Below are 26,219 nucleotides of genomic sequence, written 5' to 3'. Positions count from 1 at the left end.
GCCGTTGTCCCCCTCTATACCCTGAAAGAAGCGCCTGCGCCCGCCTTGGGCAGCTGGCCCACTTCATTTCAGGAGAGCGACGATGAGCACAGCGGTAAACGCCAGCCCGGCCAAGTGTGGCGAAGCCGAGGCGTTACGCATTCTTTCGCTGCAGCGAGCTGCACAGCGCGAGCAGCCGATACCCACAGTGCAGGAACGCCGTCGGCATCTGCAGCGCCTGAAGCGCTTGCTGCTGGACAATCAGGAAGCCATCTGTGCGGCAATCAGCATGGATTTTGGCAACCGTGCCCACCAGGAAACGCTGCTGCTGGAGCTGTTTCTCAGCGTCGACGGCATTCGCGACTGCCATGGAAGGTTGGGCCGTTGGGCCAGGTCGCAGCGGCGTAAAGGCTCGTTCTGGTTCCCGGGGGCACGTAATCGTGTAGTACCGCAGCCCAAGGGCGTTGTCGGTGTGGTCGCACCGTGGAACTACCCCCTTTTCCTGGTAATGGGGCCAGTGACCAGTGCCCTGGCCGCGGGGAACCGCTGCATGGTGAAGATGGCCGCCAACTCACGGAATCTGTGCGCTTTGCTGCACCGCCTGGTGGGCGCGTACTTCGATGAGCGGACCTTGGCCATTGTGCCGAATGTCAGCGGTTCGGTTTTCTCCGGCCTGCCTTTCGATCACCTGATCTTCACCGGTTCTGCAGCTACAGGTCGCCAGGTGATGAAAGCGGCTGCCAGCAACCTGACGCCGGTAACCCTGGAGTTGGGTGGCAAGTCTCCGGTGATCATCGCCGACGATTTCGATCTGAAGACCGCAGCCAGCCGAATTCTGCAAATGAAAACGGTGAACGCAGGGCAAACGTGCGTTGCGCCTGACTACCTGCTGATACATGAAAGCAGGCTCGAAGCCTTCGTCGAGCAGTGCAGGGGCATCGTTCCTGCACGTTATCCGACGCTGGATTCAAAGGACTACACCTCGATCGTGGATGGTGCCTCGTTCGAGCGTCTGCTGGGGTATCTGGACGATGCACGGGGCAAGGGGGGCAGGGTGATCGAGCTGTTGCGGGGCAAGCTCAGTGATCCAGCCTCACGAAAGATTGCGCCGGTGCTGGTGGTCGACGTGTGCGATTCGATGCAGCTCATGCAGGAGGAGATCTTCGGACCGATCCTGCCAGTGAAGACCTATCGCTGCATCGACGAGGCGCTGGAGTACATCAACGACCGCGACCACCCGCTGGCACTTTATCTCTTCACCCACCAACAGGCGTTGCAGGAACGGGTAATCGCCCAGACCCGCTCTGGAGGGGTGGCGCTGAACGACTGCGGACTGCACGTGGCCCAGCATGATCTTCCGTTCGGCGGTGTGGGCGCCAGCGGCATGGGGCATTACCACGGTTACGAAGGCTTTCTTGAGTTCTCCAAGCTGCGTCCGGTGTTCCAGCAATTCGCCTGGCCGGCTTTCCCTCTGCTGTACCCACCCTATGGCAAAACCTTCGAGCGTTTGATTCGGCTGATGCTCGGCCGCTGATCTCAACCCTATCCAATGCGAGAACCCGGCATGACTGATAACGAGGCATTGCATGAGCACCGTTCCTTCTGGCAGCACGCCTATGGAGCCTATTCACCTGACGCGCCCCTGAGCGAGGACCTGCGTGTCGATGTTGCAGTGATCGGCGGTGGCTTTACCGGGCTGAACGCGGCCTGGCAATTCAAGCGCGACAACCCCGGGGCCCGGGTACTGGTGCTCGAGGCAGCGCTGATCGGTTTCGGCGCCAGTGGGCGTAACGCTGGCTTCAGCACCAAGCTGTTCGGGCTGGAACCTGAGTTGGTGGTACTGCGCTGGGGCAAGCAGAGGATGATCGACGCCCATCACTACCTGGAGAAGGCGGTGATGCACACCCGCGAGCTGATCGAAGCGCATGGGATTGATTGTGACTACCGGCATGCGGGCCTGATGCGAGTCAGTTACTCCTCTGCCCAATTGGCACGTCTGGGCAAGACCCTGGAGTTGTATGAGTCACTGGGGCTGGCAGCGGACATGCAGTGGCAGAGTCAGGCCCAATTGCGTCAACGCAACGACTCGCCACATCTGCTTGGAGGGATTCGGGAGGCCGACACGGGTTACCTGAACCCGTGCAAGCAGGTGCGTGGCCTGAAGAAACTGGCAGCGGCGGCCGGGGTTCGCATTCATGAGTCCACACCGGTGCTGGATATCGACAACAGTGGCGGCGCAGTTGTGTTGAATACCCCCTCGGCAAGGGTAACCGCTGACAAGGTGGTCATTGCTACCAATGCCTACGCACAGGATGTTCCCGGGCCTCGCAGCCTGCGCTCGCGGCAATTGCCATTGTGGACCTACCAGATTGTCACCGAGCCTTTGAGCGACAACATGTGGCAGCGCCTGGGGTGGCAAGGCAGGGAAGCGTTCGGCGATAACCGGCAGATGCTGCATTACTTCCGCCCCACGGTCGACGGTCGCATTGTCATGGGCGGTGGCGATGTACAGGCCTATAGCGGCAGTGCCATGCAGGAGCGCCCGTCCACGGCCGCCTGGGAGCATTGCGAGGCCCACCTGAAATGGATCTATCCGCAGTTGCGTGACGTTCGGGTCGCCTATCGCTGGGGTGGGCCGGTTTCAGTCAATGCCGACATGGTTCCTGAGGTCAGTTTCATCGGTGATGAACGCATGATCTACGCCGGAGGCTGCTTCGGCCATGGTGTCGCATTGAGCCACCTCAATGGCCGGACGATCGCCGATCTGCTGCAGGGGCACAAGAGCGAGCTGACCGATTTCTGGATCGTGAACCGCAAAATCATCCCGATGCCGGGCAACACCTTGTCGTGCTGGGCCGGGCGTACTGCGCGAAGAATGCTGCGGGCCTGGGATTGGTGGGAGGAGCGTAGCCTCAAGGCGTGAGACTGCGCGGCATGGCACCGGATGACAAACATCCTGACGCATCCTGCCAAGCCTCGGCCTGCAGCTTTGAATACTGTCTATCTCACAGAGTCGGAATCGACCTTGGGCTGTTCCTCGGCAGCCCCTTTTTACCCCTCTGTTTGCTGCGAACTGCCTTTCGATAACCACAAGAACCACGCAAGGAAAAGTTCATGAAACCACGCCCCCTGTCCCTGTTGGGCGGCGCGCTGCTGGCGCTGCTCGGTACCACCATTCCGGTCACGGCATTTGCCGACCTTACCCCCACTGGCGCCGAAAAGGCCGGGAATGCCGATGGCAGCATACCCGCATGGAGCGGCGGCCTGACCCAGGCGCCGGCCGGCTGGTCGCCGGGCCATGGCGACCCGTATGCCGGTGACAAGCGCCTGTATTCGATCGATGCCAGCAACGTCGCTCAGTACCAGGCACAGTTGCCGGAAGGGCAGGTGGCGCTGATCAAGGCCTACCCGGGCTACCGCCTGGACGTATACCCGACGCACCGCAGCTGTGCGATACCCGCCGAGGTGGCCAAGCGTACTCAGGACTTCGCCGGCCAGGCGAGCATCGGCGCCGACGGCTGGCGCCTGGAGCATGCAGCCGGCGCTGCGGTACCGTTCCCGCAACCGAAAAGCGGCATCGAGGTACTGTGGAACTACAAGCTGCGCTACATGGCCAAGGGCCGCAAGGCGCAGATTTCGTTCCTGCGCCGTGAGGCCGGCGGCGGGCTCACCGAGGTCCGTCAATGGGCCAGCGAGTACTACCCCTACAATGATCCCGCGGTAAAGGCACCCGCGGACACCGACGACATCGAAGCCAAGCTGCTCTACGACATCCAGTCGCCATCTTCGCGCGCGGGTGAAATGTACCTGGTGCACGCCCGTCTGGACCAGCCGCAGAACGCCTGGATCTACTTCCCAGGCCAGCGCCGCGTGCGCCAGGCGCCAACCTTCGCTTACGACAACCCGATCGCCGGCTCCGACAACCTGTACTTCGTCGACCAGATCAACATGTTCACCGGTGCCCTGGACCGTTACGACTTCAAGCTGCTGGGCAAGCGCGAGATGGTGGTGCCGTACAACTCCTACCGCCTGGTGGACAAGAGCAACACCTACGACAAGCTGATCGGCGAGCATTACCTGGACCGCGACGCGCAGCGCTACGAAAAGCACCGCGTATGGGTGGTCGAAGCCACGGTCAAGGCTGACAAGCGCCACTCGTTCGCCAAGCGCGTGTTCTACTTCGACGAGGACAGCTGGAGCCTCCTGCATGTGGACATGTACGACGCCAAGGGCAACCTGTGGCGGGTACAGGAGGGCAGCTTGTGGGCCGACCCCGAGATCCAGGCCTGCACCAGCTTCGAGTACGTCAGCTATGACCTGATCGCCCGGCGTTACATCGCCGATGGCTTCACCCAGGAGGGGGCGGCCTTGGACCTGACTGCCGGCCTGCAAGGCCGGGTTGGCGACAAGCTGTTCAACGCCAACGAACTGCGCCGTCGCGGCGAGCGTTAATCCTCCGGAGACCACAGCATGAACAAACTCCCTTCGCGGGCATGGGCGAAGGCCGCACCGTGCCCGGCGCTGGCCCTGGCGGCATTCGGATTGCTTGGCACCGCGCCTTGCCAGGCCTTTACCTTCGGTAGCGAGGGGGGCCTGTCGGGCAGTTTCGACTCGTCCCTGTCCTACGGTTTCGCCAGCCGCCTGCAGGCCCCTGACTGCCATATGCTGGGTAACGACAACGGCGGTTGCAATACCGGCACCGGCAACGAGCTGGGCCGCTACTACAACCTCGAGCGCGGCAACGGCTACGCCAATGCCGACATCAACTACAGCAACGCTGACGATGGCAACCTCAACTACCACAAGCACGATGTCTTCTCTCAGGTGATCAAGGGCACCCATGAGTTGAGCCTGCGCTTTGGCGAGGGCTGGAGCGCGCTGGGCCGGGTTGCCTGGGCCCGTGATTTCAAGATGGACGATACCCGGCGCACCGACCTGCAAGGCCCGGCTCGACGCGACGCCACCAAACGCTTCGACTTGCTCGACCTGTGGTTGGCGAAAAGCTTCGACATTGGTGAGATGCCGGCCAAGGTCAAGGTTGGCAACCAGGTGATCAGCTGGGGCGCGGAGATGTTCATCAGCGGTGGCATCAACCAGATAAACGCGTTGAGCCTGCCCAAGTACCATACCCCGGGCACCCAGCTCAAAGAGGTGTTCATCCCCGCGCCCATGGCCTCGTTCAGCCTGGGCATGACCGACACCCTGAGCCTGGAGGGCTACTACCAGTTCAAGTGGAATGCCTACGATGTCGACCCGGTAGGCACCTACTTCTCCACCGTCGACATCGTCGGTGAAGGGCGCAGGGCGATCCATTACCCGACAAGCTTCGTCGAGGGCCTGCAGCCCGGCACCTGCGCCGGTACACCGACTGGCCGTTGCGGTGACCCGCTGACCAGTGGCCTGAGCCACGATCAACTGGTGGCCAGCGGCCTGGCGGTGCCGTATGGCGGCGAGCGCAAGGCCAGCAACGGCGGGCAGTACGGCCTGGCGCTGCGCTGGATGGCCGAGTCGATAAACACCGAGTTCGGCCTGTTCTATCAGCGCTATCACGACAAGCTGCCCTTTGTCGGCTATACGGCACGGAGCAACCCTGACGCCTTGGTCGTGGACGACTATTTCATCAACTATGGCGAGGACAAAGACCTGTTCGGCCTGTCGATGAGCACCCTGGTCGGCCCTGTGGCCGTGGCCGGGGAGCTGTCGTTCCGGCCCCGGGATAGCGTGGCAATAGACCCCACGGTAGCGTTCGGGCAGGCCTTCACTGGCAGTTTCAACCGTTACAGCGTGTTCGACACAGGGGTGAGCAAGGGTTTTGTCGAGGAACGCAAGTGGCAGGCAGACGTCAACGCCACCTACACCTTTTCGGCCAACGACCCGTTGGGCTTCATCCCCAGTGCCCTGGGTGCGTCCGATGGCTTCCTGCTGGCGGAGGTGGCGGTCACTCGCTATCCGGGGCTGGATGACTCGGGGCGGGTGCCCTACGTGCTGCCGGACTACTCGCTGCCCGACCGCACCTCCTGGGGCTACGTGACCGAGTTTGGCGTCAACTACCCGAACCTGTTCGGCAGTGGCGTGACCGTAACCCCACAGCTGGACTTCAGCCACGACGTCAAGGGCACCACGCCCAACGCCATGCCCTTCGTCGAGGGGCGCAAGTCGCTGACCAGCTCGTTGCTGTTCAACTACCGCGACAGCTGGAAAGGCGGCCTGCAGTGGGTGCGCTACTGGGGCGGGGGCGACAACAACCTGATGGCCGACCGCGACTTCATCAGCGGCAACATTTCCTACTCCTTCTGATCCGGCCGCCAAGCGCTGGCAAGGCGCGCGGCGGGGAGGCTTTTCATGCTGGCTTATCTGGTCTCGGCGCTCGAGCGCCTGGTCTTTCGCCATCGCCTGGCGACCCTCGGCCTGCTGGCCGTGGTTACCCTGGTGATGGGCGTGTTCGCCGCGCGTCTGGAGATGTCGGCGGGCTTCGACAAACAACTGCCCCAGCAACATCCCTATATCAAGACGTTCAACCAGTACCGGGACGTACTGTTCGGTGCCAACCGGGTCATCGTGGTGCTGCGGGCGAACCATGGCGATATCTGGAACAAGGCGGCACTGACCCGCCTGCATGACCTGACCCAGACACTGTTCTTCCTGCCGGGCGTCGACCGGCGCAGCGTCACTTCGCTGTGGACGCCGAACACCCGCGCGGTGCAGATCACCGAGGAGGGCATGAAGGCCGAGGACGTGGTCGGCGGCGACGTCACTGTCGGCAACCTCGATGCCCGGGCCATCGCCGGCATCCGCGAGCGCACCTTGGCCGGTGGTTTCGTCGGCAGCCTGGTAGCCAACGACCAGCGCGGGGCGATGGTGGTAGCGGAGCTGGCCGACCCGGACCCGGTGACGGGCAAGCGCCTGGACTACCTGGCCTTCAGCCGCCAGCTCGAAGAGCAGGTGAGGGCGCAGTACGCCGACGCTGACTTTGATGTGCAGATCATCGGCTTCGCCAAGCAAATGGGCGATATCGGCAGCGGCGCCCGCAGCGTGGTCGAGTTCTTCGCCCTGGCCTTCGTGCTCACTGCACTGGCCGTCTACTGGTATACCCGCTCCTGGCGGCTGACCGTGCTGCCGCTGGTGTGCTCGCTGGTGTCGGTGGTGTGGCAGTTCGGCACCCTGACGCTGCTGGGCTTCGGCCTCGACCCGCTGGCGATCCTGGTGCCGTTCCTGGTGTTCGCCATCGGTGTGTCCCACGGCGTGCAGCAGGTCAACTTCATCGCCAAGGAGGTCTGCGCCGGTGCCGATGGCATGACCGCCGCCCGGCGCAGTTTCGTCGGCTTGATGATCCCGGGCACCCTGGCCCTGATCACTGCTTTCGTCGGCTTCGCCACCCTGGTGCTGGTGCCGATCCCGATGATTCGCGAACTGGCGATCACCGCTTCGGTGGGGGTGGCCTACAAGATCGTCACCAACCTGGTGATGTTGCCGCTGCTGGCCAGCTACTGCCGTTTCGACCGGCATTACGTGGCAAAGGTGGAGCGCCTGCGGGCGCGCCGCGAGGGGCTGATGACCGGCCTCGGGCGCATTGCCGAGCCACGCAACGCAGTGCTGGTGACTGTGCTGGGCTTCGGCCTGATGGCGCTGGCGGTATGGCAGAGCCAAGGCCGGCACATCGGCCATGTGCTGCCGGGGGCACCCGAGCTGCACGCCGACTCGCGTTACAACCAGGACGTGGAGCAGGTGGTCAGCCATTTCGCCCTGGGGCTGGACCTGTTCACTGTGGCCGTGCAGACCCCGGCTGGCGGTTGCTACCGGCATGATGTGATGGCCTATGTCGACCGTCTCACTTGGTACCTGGGCACCTTGCCCGGCGTGCTGTCGGCGCAGTCGTTGCCAGCCATGGCCAAGCTGGCAGCCTCCGGGGTCAATGAAGGCAATCCGAAATGGGCGGCGCTGCCGGTCGACGAACTGTCCCTGGGCGAAACCGTGCGCCAGGTGCCCGAAGCATTGCGCCTGTTCGATGCCGACTGCACCGTGCTGCCGGTCAACCTGTACCTGGCCGACCACAAGGCCAGCACCCTCAAGCAGGTGACCGCGGCCGTCGAGCGGTACCGCGAGCGTCATGTCCTGCCCGGAGTGGACGTGCGCCTGGCCAGCGGCAGTGCCGGGGTGCAGGCGGCCACCAATGCGGTGGTGGAGAGTTCCGAGCTGCCGATGATGCTCTACGTGTACCTGACCATCGTCTTGCTGGTCGGGCTGGTATACCGCGACTGGCGAGCCATGCTCGCCTGCTGCCTGCCGCTGACCCTGGCGACCTTCCTCGGCTACTGGTTCATGAAGGCCCTCGACATCGGCCTGACTGTGGCCACCTTGCCGGTGATGGTGCTCGCGGTGGGCGTGGGAGTGGATTACGCCTTCTACATCTACAACCGCCTGCAACTGCACCTGGCCGCGGGGCGCGACATCGTCGTCGCGTTCCAGCAGGCCCTGCGCGAGGTGGGTGTGGCCACGGTGTTCACTGCGCTGACCTTGTCGGTGGGGGTGGCCACCTGGTCATTCTCGGCGCTGAAGTTCCAGGCCGACATGGGCCTGCTGCTGACCTTCATGTTCATGGCCAACATGCTCATGGCCGTGACCCTGCTGCCGGCCTTGGCGGTGGTGCTGGAAATGCTGGTTCCGCGACGGGGGCCGGTTCGCGCACCCCTGGCCGCTCATTGAGAAGGGCTGACTGATGAAGACCGTTCGATTGCTGCCCTGGTTGCTGGGGCTGATGTACGCAGGACAGACATGGGCGGCGCCGGCCATTGCCCTGAACGATGTGCGCCATGCGCCACTGGTAGCGGTGGCACGGACCGACGCAGGGGTGATTGCAGTGGGTGACCATGGTGTGGTGGCGTTGTCCGGCAATGGCCTGCAATGGCGCCAGGCGCGCAGCGTACCGGTGGACGTGCTGCTGACCGCGGTGAGTTTCATCGACGATCGCCAAGGCTGGGCGGTGGGGCATGGCGGAGTGCTGCTGCACAGCGTCGATGGTGGCCAGGAATGGGTGTTGCAACAACGCCTGAAGGGCAAGCCGGTGCTGTTGTCGGTGGTGTTCACCGATGCCCATCACGGCATGGTCGTGGGTGCCTATGGCTATGCGGCGCGTACGGTCGATGGCGGCGTCAACTGGCTACCGATGCAGGTGGGGGAGGAGGGCGCCGACTTCCACCTCAATCAGGTGTTCCAGGCCACCGACGGCAGCCTGTTCATCGTCGGCGAGGCCGGCCATGCCTACCGCTCCACCGACCAGGGGGTGTCCTGGCAGCCCCTGGACACGGGTGTCAGTGGCTCACTGTGGACCGGCACCGGCCTGCGCGATGGCCGCGTGCTGCTGGCAGGAATGAGTGGGCGGGTGCTGCTGGGCGACAGCCTGGGCCGACACTGGCAGGCACTCGACAGTCGCAGCCAACAGGCGATCACTTCTGTGGCGCAGCTGGACGATGGCCGCGTGGCCCTCGTGGGCAATGCGGGCCTGACGGCGGTTTCCGATTCGCACGTGACGCACTTCACCAGCGCCCAGCGCGAAGACCGCCTGAACCTGTCTGCCCTGGCCGCGCAATCGGGCCACCTGCTGCTGTTCGGCGCTGCCGGCGTTATCGAGGGTGTGGCACCGGATGCCAAGGCAACTGTCACTACGCGCCAATCCACCGAAAATGCCCCTCGATAGACTCAAGCCCAGGCCGATCGCCTGTTGCGGAGCCCCTATGTTCAAGCGTTCCTTGTGTCATCTGTTGTGTGGTCTGTCGTTGTTCGGTGCAGCATCGTCGGCGTTGGCCGGGTTCGTGCCGGAGCAGGCCCGTGTCGAAGTGCTCGGTGATCACCGTGACCAGCACTGGTTCTGGATATGGGGCAGCAATGCCCCCAACATGGTCGATGGCCGCGCCTACCTGTTCGACGATCAGGGTCGCAACCTGGGCCAGTTGAGCACCGGCATCTGGTCCAATGGTTTGCAGCTCGCACGCAGCCGCGACGAACTGTATGCCACCGAGATCTACTTCAGCCGTGGTGTGCGCGGCAAGCGCACCGACGTGGTCACCGTCTACGACGCCAAGACCCTCAGCCCCAAACGCGAGATCCCGATCCCGGCCAAGCGCATGACCGCGCTGATTTCAACGGGCCTGAGCGTGCTGTCCGACGACGAACGCTTCCTGCTGGTGCTCAACTTCACCCCCGCACAGTCGATTTCGGTGGTGGACCTGGAAAACAGCCGTTTCGTCACCGAGGTGCCGATCCCTGGGTGTGCTTCGATCTATCCTGCCGGCCCGCGGGACTTCTACGCGATCTGCGGCAACGGCGGCTTCTTCCACCTGCGCCTGGACGAGCAGGGGCAAGTGGCCTTGCAAGAGCGCACCGCCCCTGTGTTCGATCCGCTGCAGGATCTGCTGCTGACTACCGGTGTGCGTGATGGCGACACCTGGTACTTCGTCTCGCAACACAACCACGCCTATGCCCTTGGCATGAACGCCGACGGCGTGCGGCCGATCAAGCAATGGTCGCTGCTGAGCGAGCAGGAGCGCACCGACGGTTGGGGTATCGCCGGTAACCACGGTTTGGCCCTGCACCAGCAGAGCGGGCGGTTGTATGTGTTGATGCACAAGGATGTGCCGGAGAACTACCAGAAGCCCGGCACCGAGGTGTGGGTGTTCGATGTGGCCACGCAAAAGCGTGTTGCACGCCTGCCGCTCAAGGAGCAGAGCACCGCCATCGGCGTCAGCCAGGGCGCGCAACCACGGTTGTACAGCCTCGACTGGCTGGTGCCGATGCCGAGCCTGTTCACCCTGTGGGTCTACCTGACCGAGGGTGATGCCGGGCTGATCCCGCTGCTGCGCCAGGGGGTGAACCTGTACGACGCCGACAGCGGCGAGCATTTGCGCAGCGTCGGCGATATCCCCCTGGGCTTCCTGAATGTGGTGGCGCCATGGTGATCGCCGAACTGCTGCATGACCCCTTGGTGCATGTCGCCAGTGTCGGCGCCCTGAGCTTGCTGCTGGGGGCCGCCGCACTGCACAAACTGCACGAGCCCCGCGCGTTCGCCGACGTGCTGCAACGCTATGCCCAGGTGTTGGGAGCATGGTGCGCGGCGCCCGTCTGGAGGTATGCGCTGCCGATGCTTGAGGTGCTGGGCGCCGCTGGCCTGCTGCTGGGCCTGTGGTGGCCGTGGGCGGCGCTGCCGGCTGTGTGCCTGCTGGTGCTGTATGCCGGCGTACTGGCCCTGGCCGTGCGTCAGGGCTCTGCCATCGAGGACTGTGGATGCCATTTCGGTGGCCGTCCTCAGCCTCCAGCGCCGGCACTGGCATGGCGCAATCTGCTGCTGGCGCTGCTCGCCTGCAACCTGCTGGCACCGATTGCCGAGCGTCCGCTGACCTGGCTGGACGGCTTCACCCTGGTGTTCGTCTTTGTCAGCGCTGCCGCTGTGTACCTGCTGGCGAACCTGCTGATCTCCAACCGCGCATCCCTGAGGCAACGTCCATGACCCATGCTTTGATCATTTCCAGCCTGCTGTCCTGGGCGATCACCCTGATGCTGATCCTCGCCGTGTGGGCACTGGCGCGTCAGGTCGGGCTGCTGCACGAGCGTATCCAGCCGGTAGGCGCACTGTCGCTGGGCAAGGCGATCAAGGCCGGTGACGCGGCCCCGGTATTCACCCTGGCGAGCCTGACCGGTGGCTCGGTGAGCCTGGGCGGCGCGAGCGGGCAGGCCACCTTGCTGTTCTTCCTGTCCGAGACATGTCCGGTGTGCAAGACGCTGTTGCCGGTGCTCGATGCGCTGCGTCGCCAGGAGCGCCTGCACATCGTGCTGGCCAGTGATGGTGAGCCTGACGAGCACCTGGCCTTCATTGCCGCCCAAGGTTTGCAGGCATACCCCTACCTGCTGTCGCGGGAGGTGGGGCTGGCCTACCAGATCAGCAAACTGCCTTATGCCGTGCTCATCGACGAGCACGGCACGGTCGCCAGCCATGGCCTGGTCAACACCCGTGAGCATCTGGAAAGCCTGTTGGAAGCACGGCGCCTGGGGCATGCCAAGGTCCAGGCGTACAAAGCCGCGCAGCAGGGGTACCACGCATGACCATCAAATGGTTCGACGACGCCACCCAACTGTTGACCCGCCGCGTCGCCCGTGGCACTTCGCGCCGGGGCTTTCTTGGTGGGCTGGGTACCTTGCTGGTCGGTGCCGGGGCAACGACCCTGTTGCCTGTGTTCCGCGGCGGCGCGTTCGCCCAGTCCAGTGCCGGGCTGCAGGAGTCGGGCGACCCGAACAGCTGCGAATACTGGCGCCACTGTGCCATCGACGGTTTTCTCTGCGGCTGCTGCGGCGGTACTTCCAGCAGTTGCCCGCCGGGCACCGTGCGCTCGGACATCACCTGGATCGGCACCTGCCGCAACCCCACCGATGGCAAGGACTACGTGATCTCGTACAACGATTGCTGTGGCAAGAGCAACTGCGGACGTTGCGTTTGCCAGCGTGACCAAGGTGATACGCCGCTATATCGCCCGCAGAGTTCCAACGACCTCAACTGGTGTTCCGGCAGCCAGGCGGACATGCCATACCACTGCTCGCTGTCGGTAGTGATCGGGGTCAAGGAGTGACCATGGCCAGGCGACTGCCATGGATGCTGTTGCTGGCAGCGCTGTCGGCCCAGGTACCGGCCACAGAGCCACGTCAGTTCGATTACATGCTCAATTGCCAGGGCTGCCACTTGCCCGATGGCAGCGGTAACCCGCAGCGAAGCGTGCCGGCCTTTGCCGGCCAGTTGGGCAAGTTCCTCTGGATACCCGGTGGCCGCGAATATCTGGTGCAGGTACCGGGTTCGGCATTGTCGGGGCTGTCTGACGATGCCCTGGCCGGAGTCCTCAACTGGATGCTGGTGCGTTTCGATGCCGGCCATCTACCGCCGGACTTCAAACCCTATACCGGCGATGAAATACAGCAGTGGCGTGGGGCAGTGCCCGCGGATGTCGAGACTACCCGCAACCGGCTGCTACAGCGTATCGCCGAACGAGAACGACAATGAGAGCACCCCTACCGATGAAGCCGAGTCTTTGTGCCAGCCTGCTGGTATTTGCCGTCACGTTGCAGGCACACGCTGCTACACCACCGTCCCAGGCCGCCACCTGCGTGGCCTGCCATGGCTCCGAGGGCCAGGGCAACCCGACGCTGGGCGCACCGCGCCTGGCTGGGCAGCAGGTTGATTACCTGCTCACGCAATTACGCGATTTCAAGGCAGGGCGCAGAGGCTACGACCCGCGGGACAGCCATGGCGCACAGATGCGCGCCATCGCGGCCAATGTGGCGGAAGGTGACGAGGAACCGCTGGCGCGCTATTTCGCTGCCCTTGGCGCCGAGCCTGCAAATGCGCCGACGGCCTCCAACGGCCCGGGGCAAGCGCTTTACCAACACACCTGTGCCGCATGCCACGGGCCGCAGGGGCAGGGCTTTGCGCACCTGAAAACGCCCAACCTGCGTGTGCTCGACCGAGCCTACCTCGACCGACAGTTGCAATCGTTCAGCGACGGGCTACGTGGCAGCGAACAGCATGCCAGCGAGCTGGCGGTCTGGATGCGAGGGATCGCCTTGCAACTGCAGGACGATCAGCAAAGAAAGGTATTGCTCGATTACATTGCCGGGCCATGACTCACGGCTGCCCGGCACCTTCGGATTCTTGACCAACAGTAATGGTGATTTCTCTATGCCGTCAGGCACATTCATCAAGGGCTTCCGTCACGAGCTGGCCAACCGCGCCTTCGCCAGGGCTGCAGTCAGGCGCATGGCCACACGCCTGCAGGGCCAGCCAGCGCACCCGTTCTGGAAAACCTACGCCGACCTTGAAACCTTCAACCAGCCACGCTACGAAGCCGCAGCTCAGTTGTGGGGGCTGGACACGGCCCCTGGCCTGTTCACCCGCTGGAAATCATGGCTGGTTTCCTCGGTCCCGCGGCCTCTGCAAGGGTTGCTGCTGCGGTTGGTCCATCGTGAGACCGTAAAGTACTTTGCCTGGCTGCAAAGGCTGCGCGAAGCGGGCCCCTCAGGCGCACAGCGCTTTCTCGACTACATGATCGATCAGGAGCAACTGCAGCTGGACATGATGCGCATGGCCCTGAATGGGCGCTATCGCGACGTAGTGCGCAAAGCCGACGAATTCTTCCTCAAGTACAACGGTGTCAAACTGCTGGAGTTGCCATGAACGTTCTGATTGTCCACGCCCACAACGAACCCCGGTCATTCAACAGCGCCATGGCGCGGCTGGCAGCAGAGGTCCTGGAGGACAAGGGCCATTGTGTAGTGATGTCGGACCTGTATGCCATGCGGTTCAATCCGGTGGCCAGTGCCGAAGACTTCCGGGAGCGCGCAAACTCGGATTACCTGGTCTACGCCCTTGAACAGCGTCATGCCGTCAGCGGTGGGACTTTGGCTGCTGACATTGCCGGCGAGCTGGACAAGATTCGCTGGGCCGACCTCATCATCCTCAATTTCCCCATCTACTGGTTCAGCATGCCAGCCATTCTCAAGGGCTGGATCGACCGGGTGTTCGTCTCGGGCTACTGCTATGGCGGCAAGCGCATCTACGACCACGGCGGGCTCAAGGGCAAGCAAGCGATGCTGGCATTCTCGCTGGGAGGGCAGCCTCACATGTTCGGCCCGGATGCGATTCATGGCGAACTGGAAACTTTATTGCGGCCCATCCAGCGTGGCGTGCTCGGCTACGTAGGTTTGTCGGTACTACCTCCATTCGCCGCGTTTCATGTGCCGTACATCAGCGAAGACGCTCGACATGAGTACCTCGAACAATACCGTCAGCACCTGCTGACGCTCGATGAGCGTCCACCTCTGGTGTTTCCGTCACTGGATGATTTCGACAGCAATATGCGGCCCAAGCGTGGACAAGCGAGGTGAACATGCAAGTTCATGTAGAGCGGCAGGATGAAATTGCCTTCCTGACCCTGGGAAACCGCGAGCGTCGCAACAGTTTCGATATCACGATGGCAACTGCACTGCTTGATGCAGTTCGAACCTTGGCAGCGCATCCGCCGAAGGTAGTGGTGATGCGTAGCAGCGCTGAGCACTTTTCGGTGGGCGGTGATGTGCAACATTTCCGCCAGTTGCTCGCGGGGGAGCAGCAAGCCTGCATGAAAGGTGTCGAACAACTGGTCGGCGCTGTGAACGAAGCGGTGCTTGGTATCACCAGGCTGCCGTGCCCTGTGCTGGGGCTGCTCAATGGTGCCGTTGCCGGCTTCGGGCTTTCATTGGCGTTGAGCTGTGATCTGTTGATCGCCAGTGAAGATACTCGCCTGCACTATGCCTACGGCGGTATCGGCATCACCCCGGACGGTGGTGGCAGTTGGCATTTGCCGCGCCAACTTGGCCTGCACCGCGCCTTGGCCCTTGCATTGCTCAATGGATCACTGACGGCCTGTGAGGCTCGCTCGCTTGGCTTGATCATGGACGTAGTGGCCAGCGAGCATTTGCAGGCAACAGGCCTGCGCATTGCTGGCCGCCTGGTCGCTGGTGCAAGCGCCGCCCAGGCATGCGCCAAGGCGCTGTTGCGCAATGGTCTGCTTGATGGGCTGCCCATTGCATTGGAAAACGAGCGGGAAACGTTTGTGCGCCTGAGCACCAGCAGTGATTTTGATGAAGGGGTGAGGGCATTCTGCATGCGCCGACCTGCATCGTTCGGCTGAGGTTGGCCGCTCATTAGCTGGTGGTTCTGGTTTGTCTGGGGGGCAGGGTGCAGTACGGGACTGCGTCCGCATGTGCAATACCACCTGCCATTCCGATGGAGGCAAATGCAGCGGAACGACCTGTTTCGCCAGAAAGTCAAAAAGTAGTCGAAAACTCTTTCAAGGCTTGTGCGCAGATGACCTTCATCGTCTGGTTCGCCATGCTGGGCGCCGTCTTGCTGCTACTGGCGCTCTCATCCTCCTACCTGCGGTGGATCCCTGTGACTTCGTCCGTGGTGTGCCTTGCGCTGGGTATCGGCCTGGGCACATCGGGGTTGGGTTTTCTTCATCTGGACCTGAGCAAGGCGAGCGGCTGGATGGAGCACCTCACCGAAGTCGCTGTGCTGTTTTCGCTGTTCTTCAGTGGCTTGAAGTTGCGCCTGCCCTTGCATGACCGCAGATGGTGGGGCGCCTTCTACCTGGCGGGGCCGGTGATGTTGGTCTGCATCGGTGGGGTAACGCTGGTGCTGCATCATGGCCTGAACCTGGGGTGGGGCATATCGGTATTGATCGGGGCGATACTCGCACCCACAGACCCCGTGCTTGCCACCCTGGTACAGGTGGTTGATGCCCGGGATGATGATCCGGTGCGTTTCAGCTTGTCTGGCGAGGCAGGGCTCAACGATGGCGTGGCGTTCCCCTTCGTCATCCTCGGGTTGTTCCTTCAGCAGGATACCGGCCAGGCATGGTTCAGTGACTGGTTGTTCAAGGACATGCTGTGGGCAGTGACCGCAGGCCTGTTGCTTGGTTACTGGATGGGGCGCGGCCTGGGCAAGCTCACGCTCTTTTTGCGCCTGCGCAACGACGACAGTACCGTGTCGCCCAATGACTACCTGGCCCTTGCCCTGATTGCGCTGGCTTATGTTAGCGCCGAGTCGATTCAGGCCTATGGGTTTTTAGCGGTGTTCGCTGCTGGCCTCGGTTTACGCCAGGCAGAGGTTCAGACCTCCAATGGCCCCGAAGAGCCGGCTGCTGAACACCTGGTACAGCCCGTGGTAGGTCACCAGCACGTGGCCCCGGAGCTGGCCGTCAAAGGTGATGTGCAAGGCCTCGACGACTCGCAGGTGGCAGCAGGCATCATGTTGGGGGATATGCTGGCTTTCGGCAGCTTGATCGAACGGGCAATGGAGGTGTTTCTGGTGACCATGCTCGGGGTAGTACTCATCGAACATTGGGACTGGCGGGCCTTGATCGTAGCCGCAGCGCTTTTCCTGCTGATTCGTCCCTTGAGCATCCTCCTGTTCCCGGCTCGAGGAATGCTGGATATCCGGCAGCGTGGGCTATTGGGATGGTTTGGCATTCGAGGAATCGGCAGCTTCTACTATCTGTTCTACGCCCTCAATCACGGGCTGCTTGCCACGTCAGCCGCGCAGAGCATGAACCTGGTTCTATCGGTGGTGGCGCTAAGCATTCTGCTGCACGGTTTGAGCGTTCAACCGCTGCTTGCCAGATACGAAGCGTGGAAGGGGCGGCTCACTGCTTCGGTGTAATTTGAAACCGACGCGGCACGTCTGGTGGCCACTGCGTTCAATTTGGAAAAAAAGCCAGGGCGCCGTGCACCCTGGCCGAGCTCATTTCAAGTTAGCGATTTTCGCTACCACGACCGCCGCCGTGGCTGTTCTGTCCGCCTTTGCGTCCTGCCTCGGAGGCGCGCTCACGGTCGTTGGCAAAATTGCCCCCAGAGCTCTGGCCGCCTTTGCGACCTGCCTCCGATGCCTTCTCACGGTCATTGGCAAAGTTGCCTGGGTTGTTCTGTGCGGTACCACCTTGGTGGCCACGATTGGATTGGTTGTCAGCCATGATCTTTCACCTCATGTCGTCACACAGGAAAGTCTGTGTTCAACTCGGACGTCAGACAGGGGGGCGTTTGCTCCACTGCTTTCTGCTCGGCCCGACGGGTTGCGCGAAAGAACCCGTGCGGGCGACTGTGGCGCCACAGAGCTTTGTTCGCCAACCTTTGGGAAGGACCTGCCTTGCGCCGAGTTTGACGGCCCAATCGTTCAGCTCCTGCGTCGTGAACGGGTGATTGCAAAACCTACGATCATTCCAAGCGCCGCTGCGCCGATCAGTACAGGCGTCTTGTCTTTTGATTTCCTCCAGCCCCCGTCGATACTCCTCCTGCCACTCGGCGGCTCAAAGAGGTTGCCTGATGATGTTTCGGCTTTGGGACTGCGGTTTATTCCCCGACGCGTCAGCCACCCCGATAACAGGGGCAGGCCTGGTACCAGGTAACTGGCCAGATGCGCCAGGCGGGCCGTGGCACCGACCGTGGTGTGGGCGCGTGGTGATATTGCGCAGGCCACCATGGCCTTCGCCACCAGTTCGGGATCATATACAGGGCCCGGAGGCGTCAGCGCATGGCCTGTGTAGTTGCCGCCGTCTCGGAAGCCCGGTGTGTCCATGACGGCCGGATAGATATCGCACACGTGGATCTCGGGGAACGCCGTCAATTCCCCTCGCAGCGCCTCAGTCAGCCCACGCAAGCCGAACTTGCTCGCCGAGTACGTGGCTGCATAGGGTTGGGCCACCCAACTGCCCAGTGACAGCGTGTTGATCAGGATGCCGCTGCCTTGGGCCTTGAACAGGGGAAGGGCTACAAAAGCGCCGCGCAGGTAACCCATCAGGTCGGTCTGGATGACCTGCTCGTGGGCCTCCAGTGGTGTTTCTTCGAAATTGCCGACCGCCCCAACGCCGGCGTTGTTGATCCAGATATCGATTCGTCCGTGGCCAAATGCTGCTGCCTGTGCGGCCAGCGCTTGCACCTGGTCGTTGTGGGTGACGTCGGTCGTGATTGCTATGGCATCCGTACCGCAGTCGGTGCATTCATCCAGCACCTCGAACAACGCCTCTTCATCGCGCGCAGCTAGCACCAGGCGAGCACCCTTGCAGGCAAATGCGTGTGCGGCGGCACGGCCGATCCCGCTGGAAGCGCCAGTGATCACCACGACTTTGCCGCGCAGCGGCCCTCTGCTCGGATAGCCCTCCCGGGGCGATTCCCGCTCTTTGCCAGACGTAGTCTGGTCGTCAACTGGCGCGATCGTTTCGCTGGCTTCGATCCGAGAGATTTCAAGAGCGGTGCCGTCGACCAGGGTCAACGTCAGCCCTTCAACCGTGCCAGCCTCCCGGTTCGGAAACACGGGTTCCCCTTCGGCATCCACGCTGTCGTAGATGAAACGCGTGCCCTCGATCCAACCGACGGCGGTCAGAAGCTCAGGGCCGAGGTAGTACTTCCCGTCCTGGAAGAAACCTGGGAACTGATGTGCCCGCTCCACGTTTTCCACGCGATAGCGTTCACCAGATTTCATACCTGTCGCTTGATCGATCATTTTGCGAACCCCTGAAGATCTCGAAAATGTCAGCCTTTGCTGTGCTAGGCATCTTTGCGTGATGGATATGCAGGGGAATCCAAGGCGGGCCGCAAAGTTCAGACCAACAAGTCCGGTGGTAGGCTGCGTATTGGAATGCAGGCAGAAAAATACCGGTCACGCCGGTATCAGGCCGAGGCGCAGCGCCGGTCAGCCCTGGCCGGCATTGAGCCAGGGCTGTGCGTTACCTTCAGGCGATAAGGTCCACTGCCAGCTGGAAGGCTACCCATAGCGCCAGGCCAGTGGCGAATGCCAGCGCGATGTTTTCGAACCAGTTGTTGCGGTACGCCTTGCCCAGCAGCGATTTCTGGTTGGACATGATCAGCAGGCCCAGCGAGATCACCGGCAGGCCGATGATGTTCAGCGCGCTGACACCGATGGTAAGGGTCACGAAGTCGGGCATGCCCGGGATCGACCAGACCAGTGGCGTCACCAGGATGAACAACATGAACCACTTGTGCATCGGGTCGTTGTGGAATTCCTTTCCATAGCGTTCGCGTCGCTCGGGCTTCACATGTTGGAAAGCGTCGGTGATCAGCATGGGGAACGCAGTGGTCTTGCCAGAAATGCTGGCGAACAAGGTGGCGAATACGCCGACGAAGAAGATGTACCAGCCGATTGGGCCGAAGAACAGTTCCAACGCCTTGCCCAGGTCGCCAAGCGTTTTCACCTCGATGCCGTTGGGCCGCAGGATTTCCGCGCCGACGATCCAGATCGCCAGGTTGATGACGATACCGACGAATACCGCAAACAGCAGGTCGTTGCGCTGGATGCGTTTGTGTTGCGGGCCGACCCAGCCTTTTTCACGCATGACATAGGGGTGCACGAAGTTGGCTACCGAGCCTGCCACGGCACCGATCACCGATACCGCTACCAACAGTGCGCCGTGAACGCCTTCATCGGCTGGAATGCTGAAACCGATGGTGCCTTTGACGATACCCGCCACGTCAGGGCCGGACATCACCGCCAGCGCCAGGAAGGCCAAAGTCATCACCGCCAACAGTACTTTCATGACGCCTTCGATCATTGCGTAGATGTTGCGCCCCACCAGCATCCACACGGCCAGCACCACGGCCATGGAGCACAGCAGTTGGTAGTCGATCCGCAGCAACATCGCCAGCGCTTCCCCCGCACCCTTGATCATGTAGGCGTTCATCAGGTGCCCCATCAACAGGGCATAGGCCAACATGAACCAGGCGAACACAGGGTGCAGCTGCGCATAGCCCTGCAGAATGGTCATCCCTTGGTTATTGCACAGCTGGAAGCGGGCGATGATGTTTACGATCAGGTACCGGAGCAACAGCGAAACGGCCAGCACCCACATCATGGCGTAACCGTAGTTCGCCCCGGCGACAGATGAGGTTATCAGATCTCCTGCCCCCAACCACGACAGAACCGCGATGACGCCGGGGCCAAGCAATTTGATCAGCTTTGACAGGCGATTTTGAGGGGTTACGGCAGTTTTCCCCTCGACAGAAGGTATGCTCGACATGGTGACTCCATTGTTTTTTTTGTGAGAGCGGAGCGTAGTCGATCACAGTAGATAGGATGTCGTACAACTTAAATTCCAGCAAAGATGTTTCTTAATGTTTCGAGGTAAGGTGCAATGTCCAGAGGGCGGCCGAGACGACACCGACAGGCTTCCTCAAATAGTGAGGGAAGGCCGCATTTGTCGCGGCCTTACTCGTTAGATTTGCGCTTGGCCGCCGTCGGCTCCGTTGACGAAATGGCCGTTCAGCGGCGGCGGTGCGGATTCAGCGGGCTTTTTCCAGGTGTTCGAACTGGCATTGCATCTGAGCATCTTTGAGGCTCAGCTCAAACTCTACCAAGCCGTCATGCACTTGCTGCAAGGCCTGGATCTGCCCCATCAATTCCTGCTTTTTGTTATTGATGGCCTGCATGGCCAGATCCCAGGGCAGCTCCTGGCCGCGATGATCCTGCAGAATGGCCTGCATTTCCTTGAGCTTGAAACCGAGTTGCTGAGCGCATTTGATGAAGGTCAGCAGCTCTACGCTTTGCTGGCTGTAGATGCGGTACTTGCCTTCGCGTTGCGGTGGGGGCAACAGGCCGATTTCTTCGTAATGTCGAATGCTTTTGACGGTGGTGCCCGACAGCTGGGCGGCTTTGCCGATGTACATGAAAATCCCTTTTTTGACGCATCAGAAGCGAAAAGATGTCGCGCGCTCACTGGCGCGCGACATCTTTGCACAAGCGTCAGGGGGGTGGGAAACCAAGTTGGACAGGGTGTCGCAGCAGGGAGGCTCGGCTGGGCAGTGCCGGGGGCACGGCACGACCGGGGCCGATCAGCGGCTGGCGACTGCCTGGACTTGTTTGAGCCAGGCTTCACGCTGTTCCGGCCTGGAGCCCAATACCGGACCGAAGGTCAGGGTTTTCAGGGTTTTTATGCCGCAGAACTCCAGGGTGGTCTTGCGCATCTGGTGCAGGCCCGGCATGCGATACACCCACCGGTAGTACCACGGCGGCGTGTCCATGGTCACCAGAAGGTGAGCCGTGCGGCCCTTGAGCAGCTTATCCGGGAAGGGCGAGCCCTTGCGGTACTTGAAGGCAAAACCGGGCAGAAACACGCGGTCGAAGAACCCCTTGAGCAACGCCGGAATGCCGCCCCACCAGATCGGGTACACCAATGTCAGGTGTTCGGCCCAGGTAATGTCGTTCTGTGCGTTGATCAAATCGGGCTCAAGCAACTGGACCTGGTTATAGCCATCGTGCAAGACCGGATCGAAATCCAGGGTGTCCAGGCGCAGCAGGCGCACCTCATGGCCTGCTTGCGTGGCGGCCTCGACATAACGTTCGGACACAGCGCCGCAAAAGCTGTCGTTCGAAGGGTGGCCGAGGATTACGAGCATGCGTTTGCTCTTCATGACAAACTCCAGGTAATGAAGTGCCAAGGGTAAAGTCTGCCCCTTACGGTAGAGTCAAGCGTTGCCGGTTAGCGGTAGAGGCTTTCACGAACGGCTGCTATCGACCCATTGCGGACACCTGTAACCGGGGCCGCTTCGCGGCCCATCGCCGGCAAGCGCGGCTCCCACAGGTACAGCGCATGCCTGAAAGCTGGTGATATTCCTGTGGGAGCCGGCTTGCCGGCGATGAGGCCGGTACTGACAACAGAGCTTTGGATCAGTGTCCGCTCTGGGTCGAAAGCGGTCGGTCGCGATCAGCTACCTGCGGCCTGTAGCCGGTCAGCGGAGACACAAGCGGGGACGTTGTAATCGACCACTCGCTTGACGCTTACCAATACCCTCATAGGTTCTCCAGTCATTGATGTTGGGGCGGCGGGCAGGGGGGTGGCAACGCCGGCAGCGCAGTATTGGCGGGCGGGGATCGTCTGTTTCGAGTAGCGGGGTGAATCAGGGGGAGCCGGGCTGGGAGGCGCAGGCATCGAGGTCTTCGAGGAACGCCTGCAGGATGGGTGGGCGCGACACGCCGCGGCGGGTGACCACATCGAACGGCGAGCAGAGGTCCAGCAGGCTGGCACCCAGGCGGCGCATGTCGCCGGTCTTGATCCATTGCTCGGCGAAGTGCACCGGCAAGAAGCCGATATAGGCGCCGGAAATGATCAGGATCGCCGCTGCCTCGATGTTCTCCACGGTCGCATCGGCCTTGGTGATGCCCAACTGCTCCAGGTCGTACTGCTGCATGTAGCCGCGCACCACGATCCGGCTCTGGCGCACGTCCTCCATCAGCCGACCGTTGCTCGCGTTGCTGGCGAACAGCGGGTGGCGCCGGCCACAGTAGAGTCCCAGGGCCTCGTCATACAGCGGCTGGTAGGACAGCCCCGCGACCCGCAATGGGAAGTGGCCGATGGCCAGGTGCAGCCTGCCGTCGAGCACGCGCTCTTCGAGTTCCGCCGGGGCACCGATATAGATGTGCAGGTGGGCATCGTGCCCACGCGAAACAAAGCGCTGGGTGGTGCGCGGCAGGGGCGAGACGGGGTCGGTCAGGGTGGAGTCGATGATGCCCAGGTTGAGCTTGCCGCTGATGTGCTGCTTGAGCACGTCGGCGTCCATGCAGAAGCTCTCCACGGCACTGAGCAGGCGCAGGGTCGCTTCATGGATGGCCACCCCTTGCTCGGTCAGGCGAAAGCCACTGCGCCCGCGCTGGCAGAGCTTGACCCCCAGGCGGGTTTCCAGATGCGACATCTGTTCGCTTATGGTCGACTGGCCGGCATTGAGCGCGGCCTGTGCCGCAGAAAAGCCGCCGCACCTGACGATCGTGGTGAATACCCTGAGCAGTTTAAGGTCGACATCGTGCAGCTGGATCACCGTAGCCTCCCGGCCGGGTGTCACATCGCCAGTGCTGATATGAACACCCGTGCATTGTTCTTGTCGCGCAAGCTAACCATGAGTACCTGGCCGCTGCAATGCCTGGTATCGCCGGGTTCAACCACCGGCAGATACTTCGGATAGGGCGATGTATGTATCTGCACTTGCGCATTTTTCCTTGCTGGCACGGTTGCCATAGTGGATCGCAACGGTGGTCGAGCAGTCGCCCCGTCTCCTGAAACAGAACAAGAACTGGAGAAACCAGAACATGGCAAAGCACGGTTACGAGTCCGGCCGCCTGAACCTGCCCTTCGTGGGCCATTGCACGTTTGCCAAGGCCCCGGTGTGCACCGACTGGGCGGCGATCGACGCCGATGTGGCAATCCTCGGCGCGCCCAACGACATGGGCACCCAGTGGCGTTCGGGGGCACGTTTCGGACCCCGCGGCATTCGCGAGGCATCGACCCTGTTCTCCTTCGGCCATGCCGGCGCCTACGACTTCGAGGATGACACCACCTACCTGACCGAAGACCAGGTCCGCATGGTCGACGTTGGCGATGCCGATATCGTGCACACCGACATGGCCAGCAGCAACGCCAACATCGAGTCGGCGGTGCGGCAGATCCTTGCAGCGGGGGCCATGCCGGTGGTGCTGGGCGGTGACCATTCGGTGCACGCCCCGGTCATCAAGGCGTTCGAAGGCCATGGGCCGATCCATATCGTGCACTTCGATGCCCACCTGGATTTCGTCGACGAGCGCCATGGCGTGCGCTACGGGCACGGTAGCCCGCTGCGCCGCGCTTCGGAGCTGGAACACATTGTCGGCATGACCCAGATGGGCATCCGCAACGTGTCGTCCTCCAATCGCGACGACTACGATGCCGCACGTGAGGCCGGTTCGCAGATCCTGTCGGTACGTGACGTGCGCCGCCTGGGCTGCGCGGGCGCGCTGGCGAAAATCCCCGAAGGCCGCAACTACTACATCACCATCGACATCGACGGCTTCGACCCGTCCATCGCCCCGGGCACCGGCACGCCGAGCCATGGCGGATTCTTGTACTACGAAGTGCTGGAAATCATCCAGGCTCTGGCGCAGCGCAGCCACGGCCGGATTGTCGGCATGGACCTGGTAGAAGTGGCCCCGGCCTACGACCCCACCGGCATGACCTCGATCCTCGCCGCGCAACTGCTGATGAACAGCATCGGCTTCATCTTCCACGCGCGCGCCAAAGCCCGCTGACCCGGAGACTGTCCTGTGGACCACAAGGTAAAAGACTACTTGCAGGCCTTTGGTGTATCCGAGGCGACCCAGCACTTTCTCGGCAAACCGCAGCGCATGTTCATTGCCGGCGCCTGGCTTGAGGCCAGCGACGGCGGCAGTGCCGAGGTGGTCGAGCCGTCCACCGAGGGTGTGCTGACGCGCATCCCCATGGCCACTGCGGATGACCTTGATCGCGCCGTGCGCGCAGCACGTGCGCAGTTCGATGGCGGTGCCTGGAGCCAGCTCAAGCCACTGGAGCGCGAGCGCCTTATCCATCGCCTGGCCGACCTGATCGAGACCCACGGCGACGAGCTGGCGCAGATCGAAGCCATCGACATGGGCAAGTCGGTCGCCCAGGCACGCGCGGTCGATATCCAGGGCACGGTCGATACCCTGCGCTATTTCGCCGGCTGGGCCAGCAAGATCCACGGCCGCACGGTCGAGCCTTCGCTGCCTGGGAATTACCTGGCGTACACGCGCAAGGAGGCGGTGGGGGTGGTCGGTGCCATCGTGCCGTGGAACTTCCCGCTGCAGACCATGGCCTGGAAGCTGGGCGCGGCGCTGGCGACCGGTTGCACGGTGGTGGTCAAGCCGGCAGAGCTGACTTCGTTGTCGGCGCTGCGCTTTGCCGAGCTGGTACAGGCCTCGGGTATTCCCGACGGGGTGGTGAACATCGTGACCGGGCGCGGCAGCGTGGTCGGCGAGGCGATGTCCCGTCACCCGGGCATCGACAAGCTGAGTTTTACCGGTTCGACACCGGTCGGCTGCTCGGTGGGCAAATCGGCGATGGACCAGATGAAACGCCTGACCCTGGAGCTGGGCGGCAAGTCGCCAGTGATCGTGTTCGCCGATGCGGACATCGAGGCAGCGGCGCAAGCCGTGGCCAACGGGGTGTTCTTCAACTCCGGGCAGGTGTGCGACGCCGGCACCCGTGCGTATGTCGAACGCAGTGTCTACCCGGCGTTCCTCGAAGCGCTGGCCAGGTACACCGCCACCCTGAAGATAGCCCCGGGCCTGGATCCGGACTGTTTCATAAGCCCCATGGTGTCGCTCCAGCAACAGCAGCGGGTGCTGGACTACATCGCCCTGGGCAAGGCCGAAGGCGCGCAGGTGTACTACGGCGGCGAGCCGCTCGACGGCCCGGGCTTCTTCGTGCAGCCCACGATCTTCGCCAACTGCAGCAACGACATGCGGGTGGTTCGCGAGGAGATCTTCGGCCCGGTGCTGGTGACCCAGCCGTTCGACACCCAGGAACAGGCGCTGGCCCTGGCCAACGATTCGGAGTTCGGCCTGGCGGCGGCGATCTACTCCAACGACCTGGGCAAGGTCCATGGGCTGATTCCGCGCCTGCGTGCGGGCACGGTGTACGTCAATGCCCACAGCACCCTGGACCCGTCCATGCCGTTCGGTGGTTACAAGCAGTCGGGCTATGGCAAGGACATGGGCGCAGAACAACTGGAGTTCCTGCTGGAGACCAAGGCGGTCTGGATCACCTTGCCCTGAGGTAACAGGGCCGTCCTGCGCCGCTGAAGGTTGGCGAGCGGCGCAGGTTTATCGAATGCATCGAATTTCAAGAACAAGAACCTGT

At 62.4% G+C, this 26,219-nt stretch carries 24 protein-coding genes; 18 read left to right on the top strand and 6 right to left on the bottom strand.

The features are described 5' to 3' along the window. The first annotated feature begins 82 nt into the window (after positions 1 to 82). The 16 genes from ABX298_RS25220 (at position 83) to ABX298_RS25145 (ending at position 17,212) form a co-directional block, all read left to right on the top strand. Positions 83 to 1,513 carry a coniferyl aldehyde dehydrogenase gene (locus ABX298_RS25220; protein ID WP_367393820.1) on the top strand — a complete coding sequence of 477 codons (1,431 nt, stop codon included), beginning with the start codon at positions 83 to 85 and terminating at the stop codon, positions 1,511 to 1,513. A 30-nt stretch (positions 1,514 to 1,543) separates the two neighbouring features. Continuing rightward, positions 1,544 to 2,902, top strand: a complete 1,359-nt coding sequence (locus ABX298_RS25215) for an NAD(P)/FAD-dependent oxidoreductase (RefSeq protein ID WP_367393819.1) — start codon at positions 1,544 to 1,546, stop codon at positions 2,900 to 2,902. A 191-nt stretch (positions 2,903 to 3,093) separates the two neighbouring features. Further along, a complete protein-coding gene (locus ABX298_RS25210) occupies positions 3,094 to 4,431 on the top strand; it encodes a DUF1329 domain-containing protein (protein ID WP_367393818.1) in 1,338 nt (445 codons plus the stop codon). 18 nt (positions 4,432 to 4,449) lie between these two features. Then, positions 4,450 to 6,276: a DUF1302 domain-containing protein gene (locus tag ABX298_RS25205; RefSeq protein ID WP_367393817.1), complete on the top strand. Its 1,827-nt coding sequence runs from the start codon at positions 4,450 to 4,452 to the stop codon at positions 6,274 to 6,276. Between the two features lie 45 nt (positions 6,277 to 6,321). Continuing rightward, positions 6,322 to 8,682 (top strand): RND family transporter, encoded by a 2,361-nt coding sequence (locus ABX298_RS25200; protein WP_367393816.1) that lies wholly within the window; start codon positions 6,322 to 6,324, stop codon positions 8,680 to 8,682. A 13-nt stretch (positions 8,683 to 8,695) separates the two neighbouring features. Further along, entirely contained in the window at positions 8,696 to 9,673 is a 978-nt protein-coding gene (locus tag ABX298_RS25195) for a WD40/YVTN/BNR-like repeat-containing protein (RefSeq protein ID WP_367393815.1), read from the top strand. Positions 9,674 to 9,710: 37 nt separating this feature from the next. Next, positions 9,711 to 10,931 carry an amine dehydrogenase large subunit gene (locus tag ABX298_RS25190; protein ID WP_367393814.1) on the top strand — a complete coding sequence of 407 codons (1,221 nt, stop codon included), beginning with the start codon at positions 9,711 to 9,713 and terminating at the stop codon, positions 10,929 to 10,931. After that, positions 10,925 to 11,479: a MauE/DoxX family redox-associated membrane protein gene (locus tag ABX298_RS25185; protein ID WP_367393813.1), complete on the top strand. Its 555-nt coding sequence runs from the start codon at positions 10,925 to 10,927 to the stop codon at positions 11,477 to 11,479. The genes ABX298_RS25190 and ABX298_RS25185 overlap by 7 nt, the downstream gene beginning before the upstream one ends. After that, on the top strand, positions 11,476 to 12,072 hold the full coding sequence (locus tag ABX298_RS25180) for a redoxin domain-containing protein (RefSeq protein WP_367393812.1): 597 nt from the start codon (positions 11,476 to 11,478) through the stop codon (positions 12,070 to 12,072). Before ABX298_RS25185 ends, ABX298_RS25180 begins: the two co-directional genes overlap by 4 nt. Further along, a complete protein-coding gene (locus ABX298_RS25175; RefSeq protein WP_367393811.1) occupies positions 12,069 to 12,593 on the top strand; it encodes a methylamine dehydrogenase light chain in 525 nt (174 codons plus the stop codon). Before ABX298_RS25180 ends, ABX298_RS25175 begins: the two co-directional genes overlap by 4 nt. A 2-nt stretch (positions 12,594 to 12,595) precedes the next feature. After that, positions 12,596 to 13,018: a cytochrome c gene (locus ABX298_RS25170; protein WP_367393810.1), complete on the top strand. Its 423-nt coding sequence runs from the start codon at positions 12,596 to 12,598 to the stop codon at positions 13,016 to 13,018. Further along, positions 13,015 to 13,638 carry a cytochrome c gene (locus tag ABX298_RS25165; protein ID WP_367393809.1) on the top strand — a complete coding sequence of 208 codons (624 nt, stop codon included), beginning with the start codon at positions 13,015 to 13,017 and terminating at the stop codon, positions 13,636 to 13,638. Before ABX298_RS25170 ends, ABX298_RS25165 begins: the two co-directional genes overlap by 4 nt. 55 nt (positions 13,639 to 13,693) lie before the next feature. Next, positions 13,694 to 14,188 carry a hypothetical protein gene (locus tag ABX298_RS25160; protein ID WP_085705784.1) on the top strand — a complete coding sequence of 165 codons (495 nt, stop codon included), beginning with the start codon at positions 13,694 to 13,696 and terminating at the stop codon, positions 14,186 to 14,188. Further along, entirely contained in the window at positions 14,185 to 14,898 is a 714-nt protein-coding gene (locus ABX298_RS25155) for an NAD(P)H-dependent oxidoreductase (RefSeq protein ID WP_238066110.1), read from the top strand. The genes ABX298_RS25160 and ABX298_RS25155 overlap by 4 nt, the downstream gene beginning before the upstream one ends. Before the next feature lie 2 nt (positions 14,899 to 14,900). Next, positions 14,901 to 15,683, top strand: a complete 783-nt coding sequence (locus ABX298_RS25150) for an enoyl-CoA hydratase/isomerase family protein (RefSeq protein WP_367393808.1) — start codon at positions 14,901 to 14,903, stop codon at positions 15,681 to 15,683. 176 nt (positions 15,684 to 15,859) lie between these two features. Next, entirely contained in the window at positions 15,860 to 17,212 is a 1,353-nt protein-coding gene (locus ABX298_RS25145; protein WP_367393807.1) for a cation:proton antiporter, read from the top strand. A 91-nt stretch (positions 17,213 to 17,303) separates the two neighbouring features. Here the strand turns inward: ABX298_RS25145 and ABX298_RS25140 are convergent, their stop codons facing one another. The 6 genes from ABX298_RS25140 to ABX298_RS25115 form a co-directional block, all read right to left on the bottom strand. Next, on the bottom strand, positions 17,304 to 17,522 hold the full coding sequence (locus ABX298_RS25140) for a general stress protein (RefSeq protein WP_003256807.1): 219 nt from the start codon (positions 17,520 to 17,522) through the stop codon (positions 17,304 to 17,306). 200 nt (positions 17,523 to 17,722) lie between these two features. After that, a complete protein-coding gene (locus tag ABX298_RS25135; RefSeq protein ID WP_075045432.1) occupies positions 17,723 to 19,048 on the bottom strand; it encodes an SDR family oxidoreductase in 1,326 nt (441 codons plus the stop codon). Positions 19,049 to 19,277: 229 nt separating this feature from the next. Next, positions 19,278 to 20,579 (bottom strand): Nramp family divalent metal transporter, encoded by a 1,302-nt coding sequence (locus tag ABX298_RS25130; protein ID WP_367393806.1) that lies wholly within the window; start codon positions 20,577 to 20,579, stop codon positions 19,278 to 19,280. Positions 20,580 to 20,841: 262 nt separating this feature from the next. After that, on the bottom strand, positions 20,842 to 21,225 hold the full coding sequence (locus tag ABX298_RS25125; protein WP_075045430.1) for a MerR family transcriptional regulator: 384 nt from the start codon (positions 21,223 to 21,225) through the stop codon (positions 20,842 to 20,844). A gap of 165 nt (positions 21,226 to 21,390) precedes the next feature. After that, positions 21,391 to 21,969 (bottom strand): NAD(P)H-dependent oxidoreductase, encoded by a 579-nt coding sequence (locus ABX298_RS25120; RefSeq protein WP_084785203.1) that lies wholly within the window; start codon positions 21,967 to 21,969, stop codon positions 21,391 to 21,393. Positions 21,970 to 22,455: 486 nt separating this feature from the next. Then, entirely contained in the window at positions 22,456 to 23,370 is a 915-nt protein-coding gene (locus tag ABX298_RS25115; protein ID WP_085663894.1) for a LysR family transcriptional regulator, read from the bottom strand. A 268-nt stretch (positions 23,371 to 23,638) separates the two neighbouring features. On the opposite strand from ABX298_RS25115, the gene speB reads away from it, so the two are divergent. Beyond that, a complete protein-coding gene (gene speB / locus ABX298_RS25110; protein ID WP_367393805.1) occupies positions 23,639 to 24,610 on the top strand; it encodes an agmatinase in 972 nt (323 codons plus the stop codon). Between the two features lie 15 nt (positions 24,611 to 24,625). Beyond that, complete coding sequence (locus tag ABX298_RS25105; protein WP_084785202.1) at positions 24,626 to 26,134, top strand: aldehyde dehydrogenase; 1,509 nt, start codon at positions 24,626 to 24,628, stop codon at positions 26,132 to 26,134. Positions 26,135 to 26,219 lie beyond the last annotated feature (85 nt).

The organism is Pseudomonas sp. X4, from assembly GCF_040784925.1.
In the GTDB taxonomy this organism is placed as follows: Bacteria; Pseudomonadota; Gammaproteobacteria; order Pseudomonadales; family Pseudomonadaceae; genus Aquipseudomonas; species Aquipseudomonas putida_Z.
The sequence above is the reverse complement of the archived record's forward strand: the minus strand, read 5'-3'. Positions and strand labels throughout refer to the sequence as shown.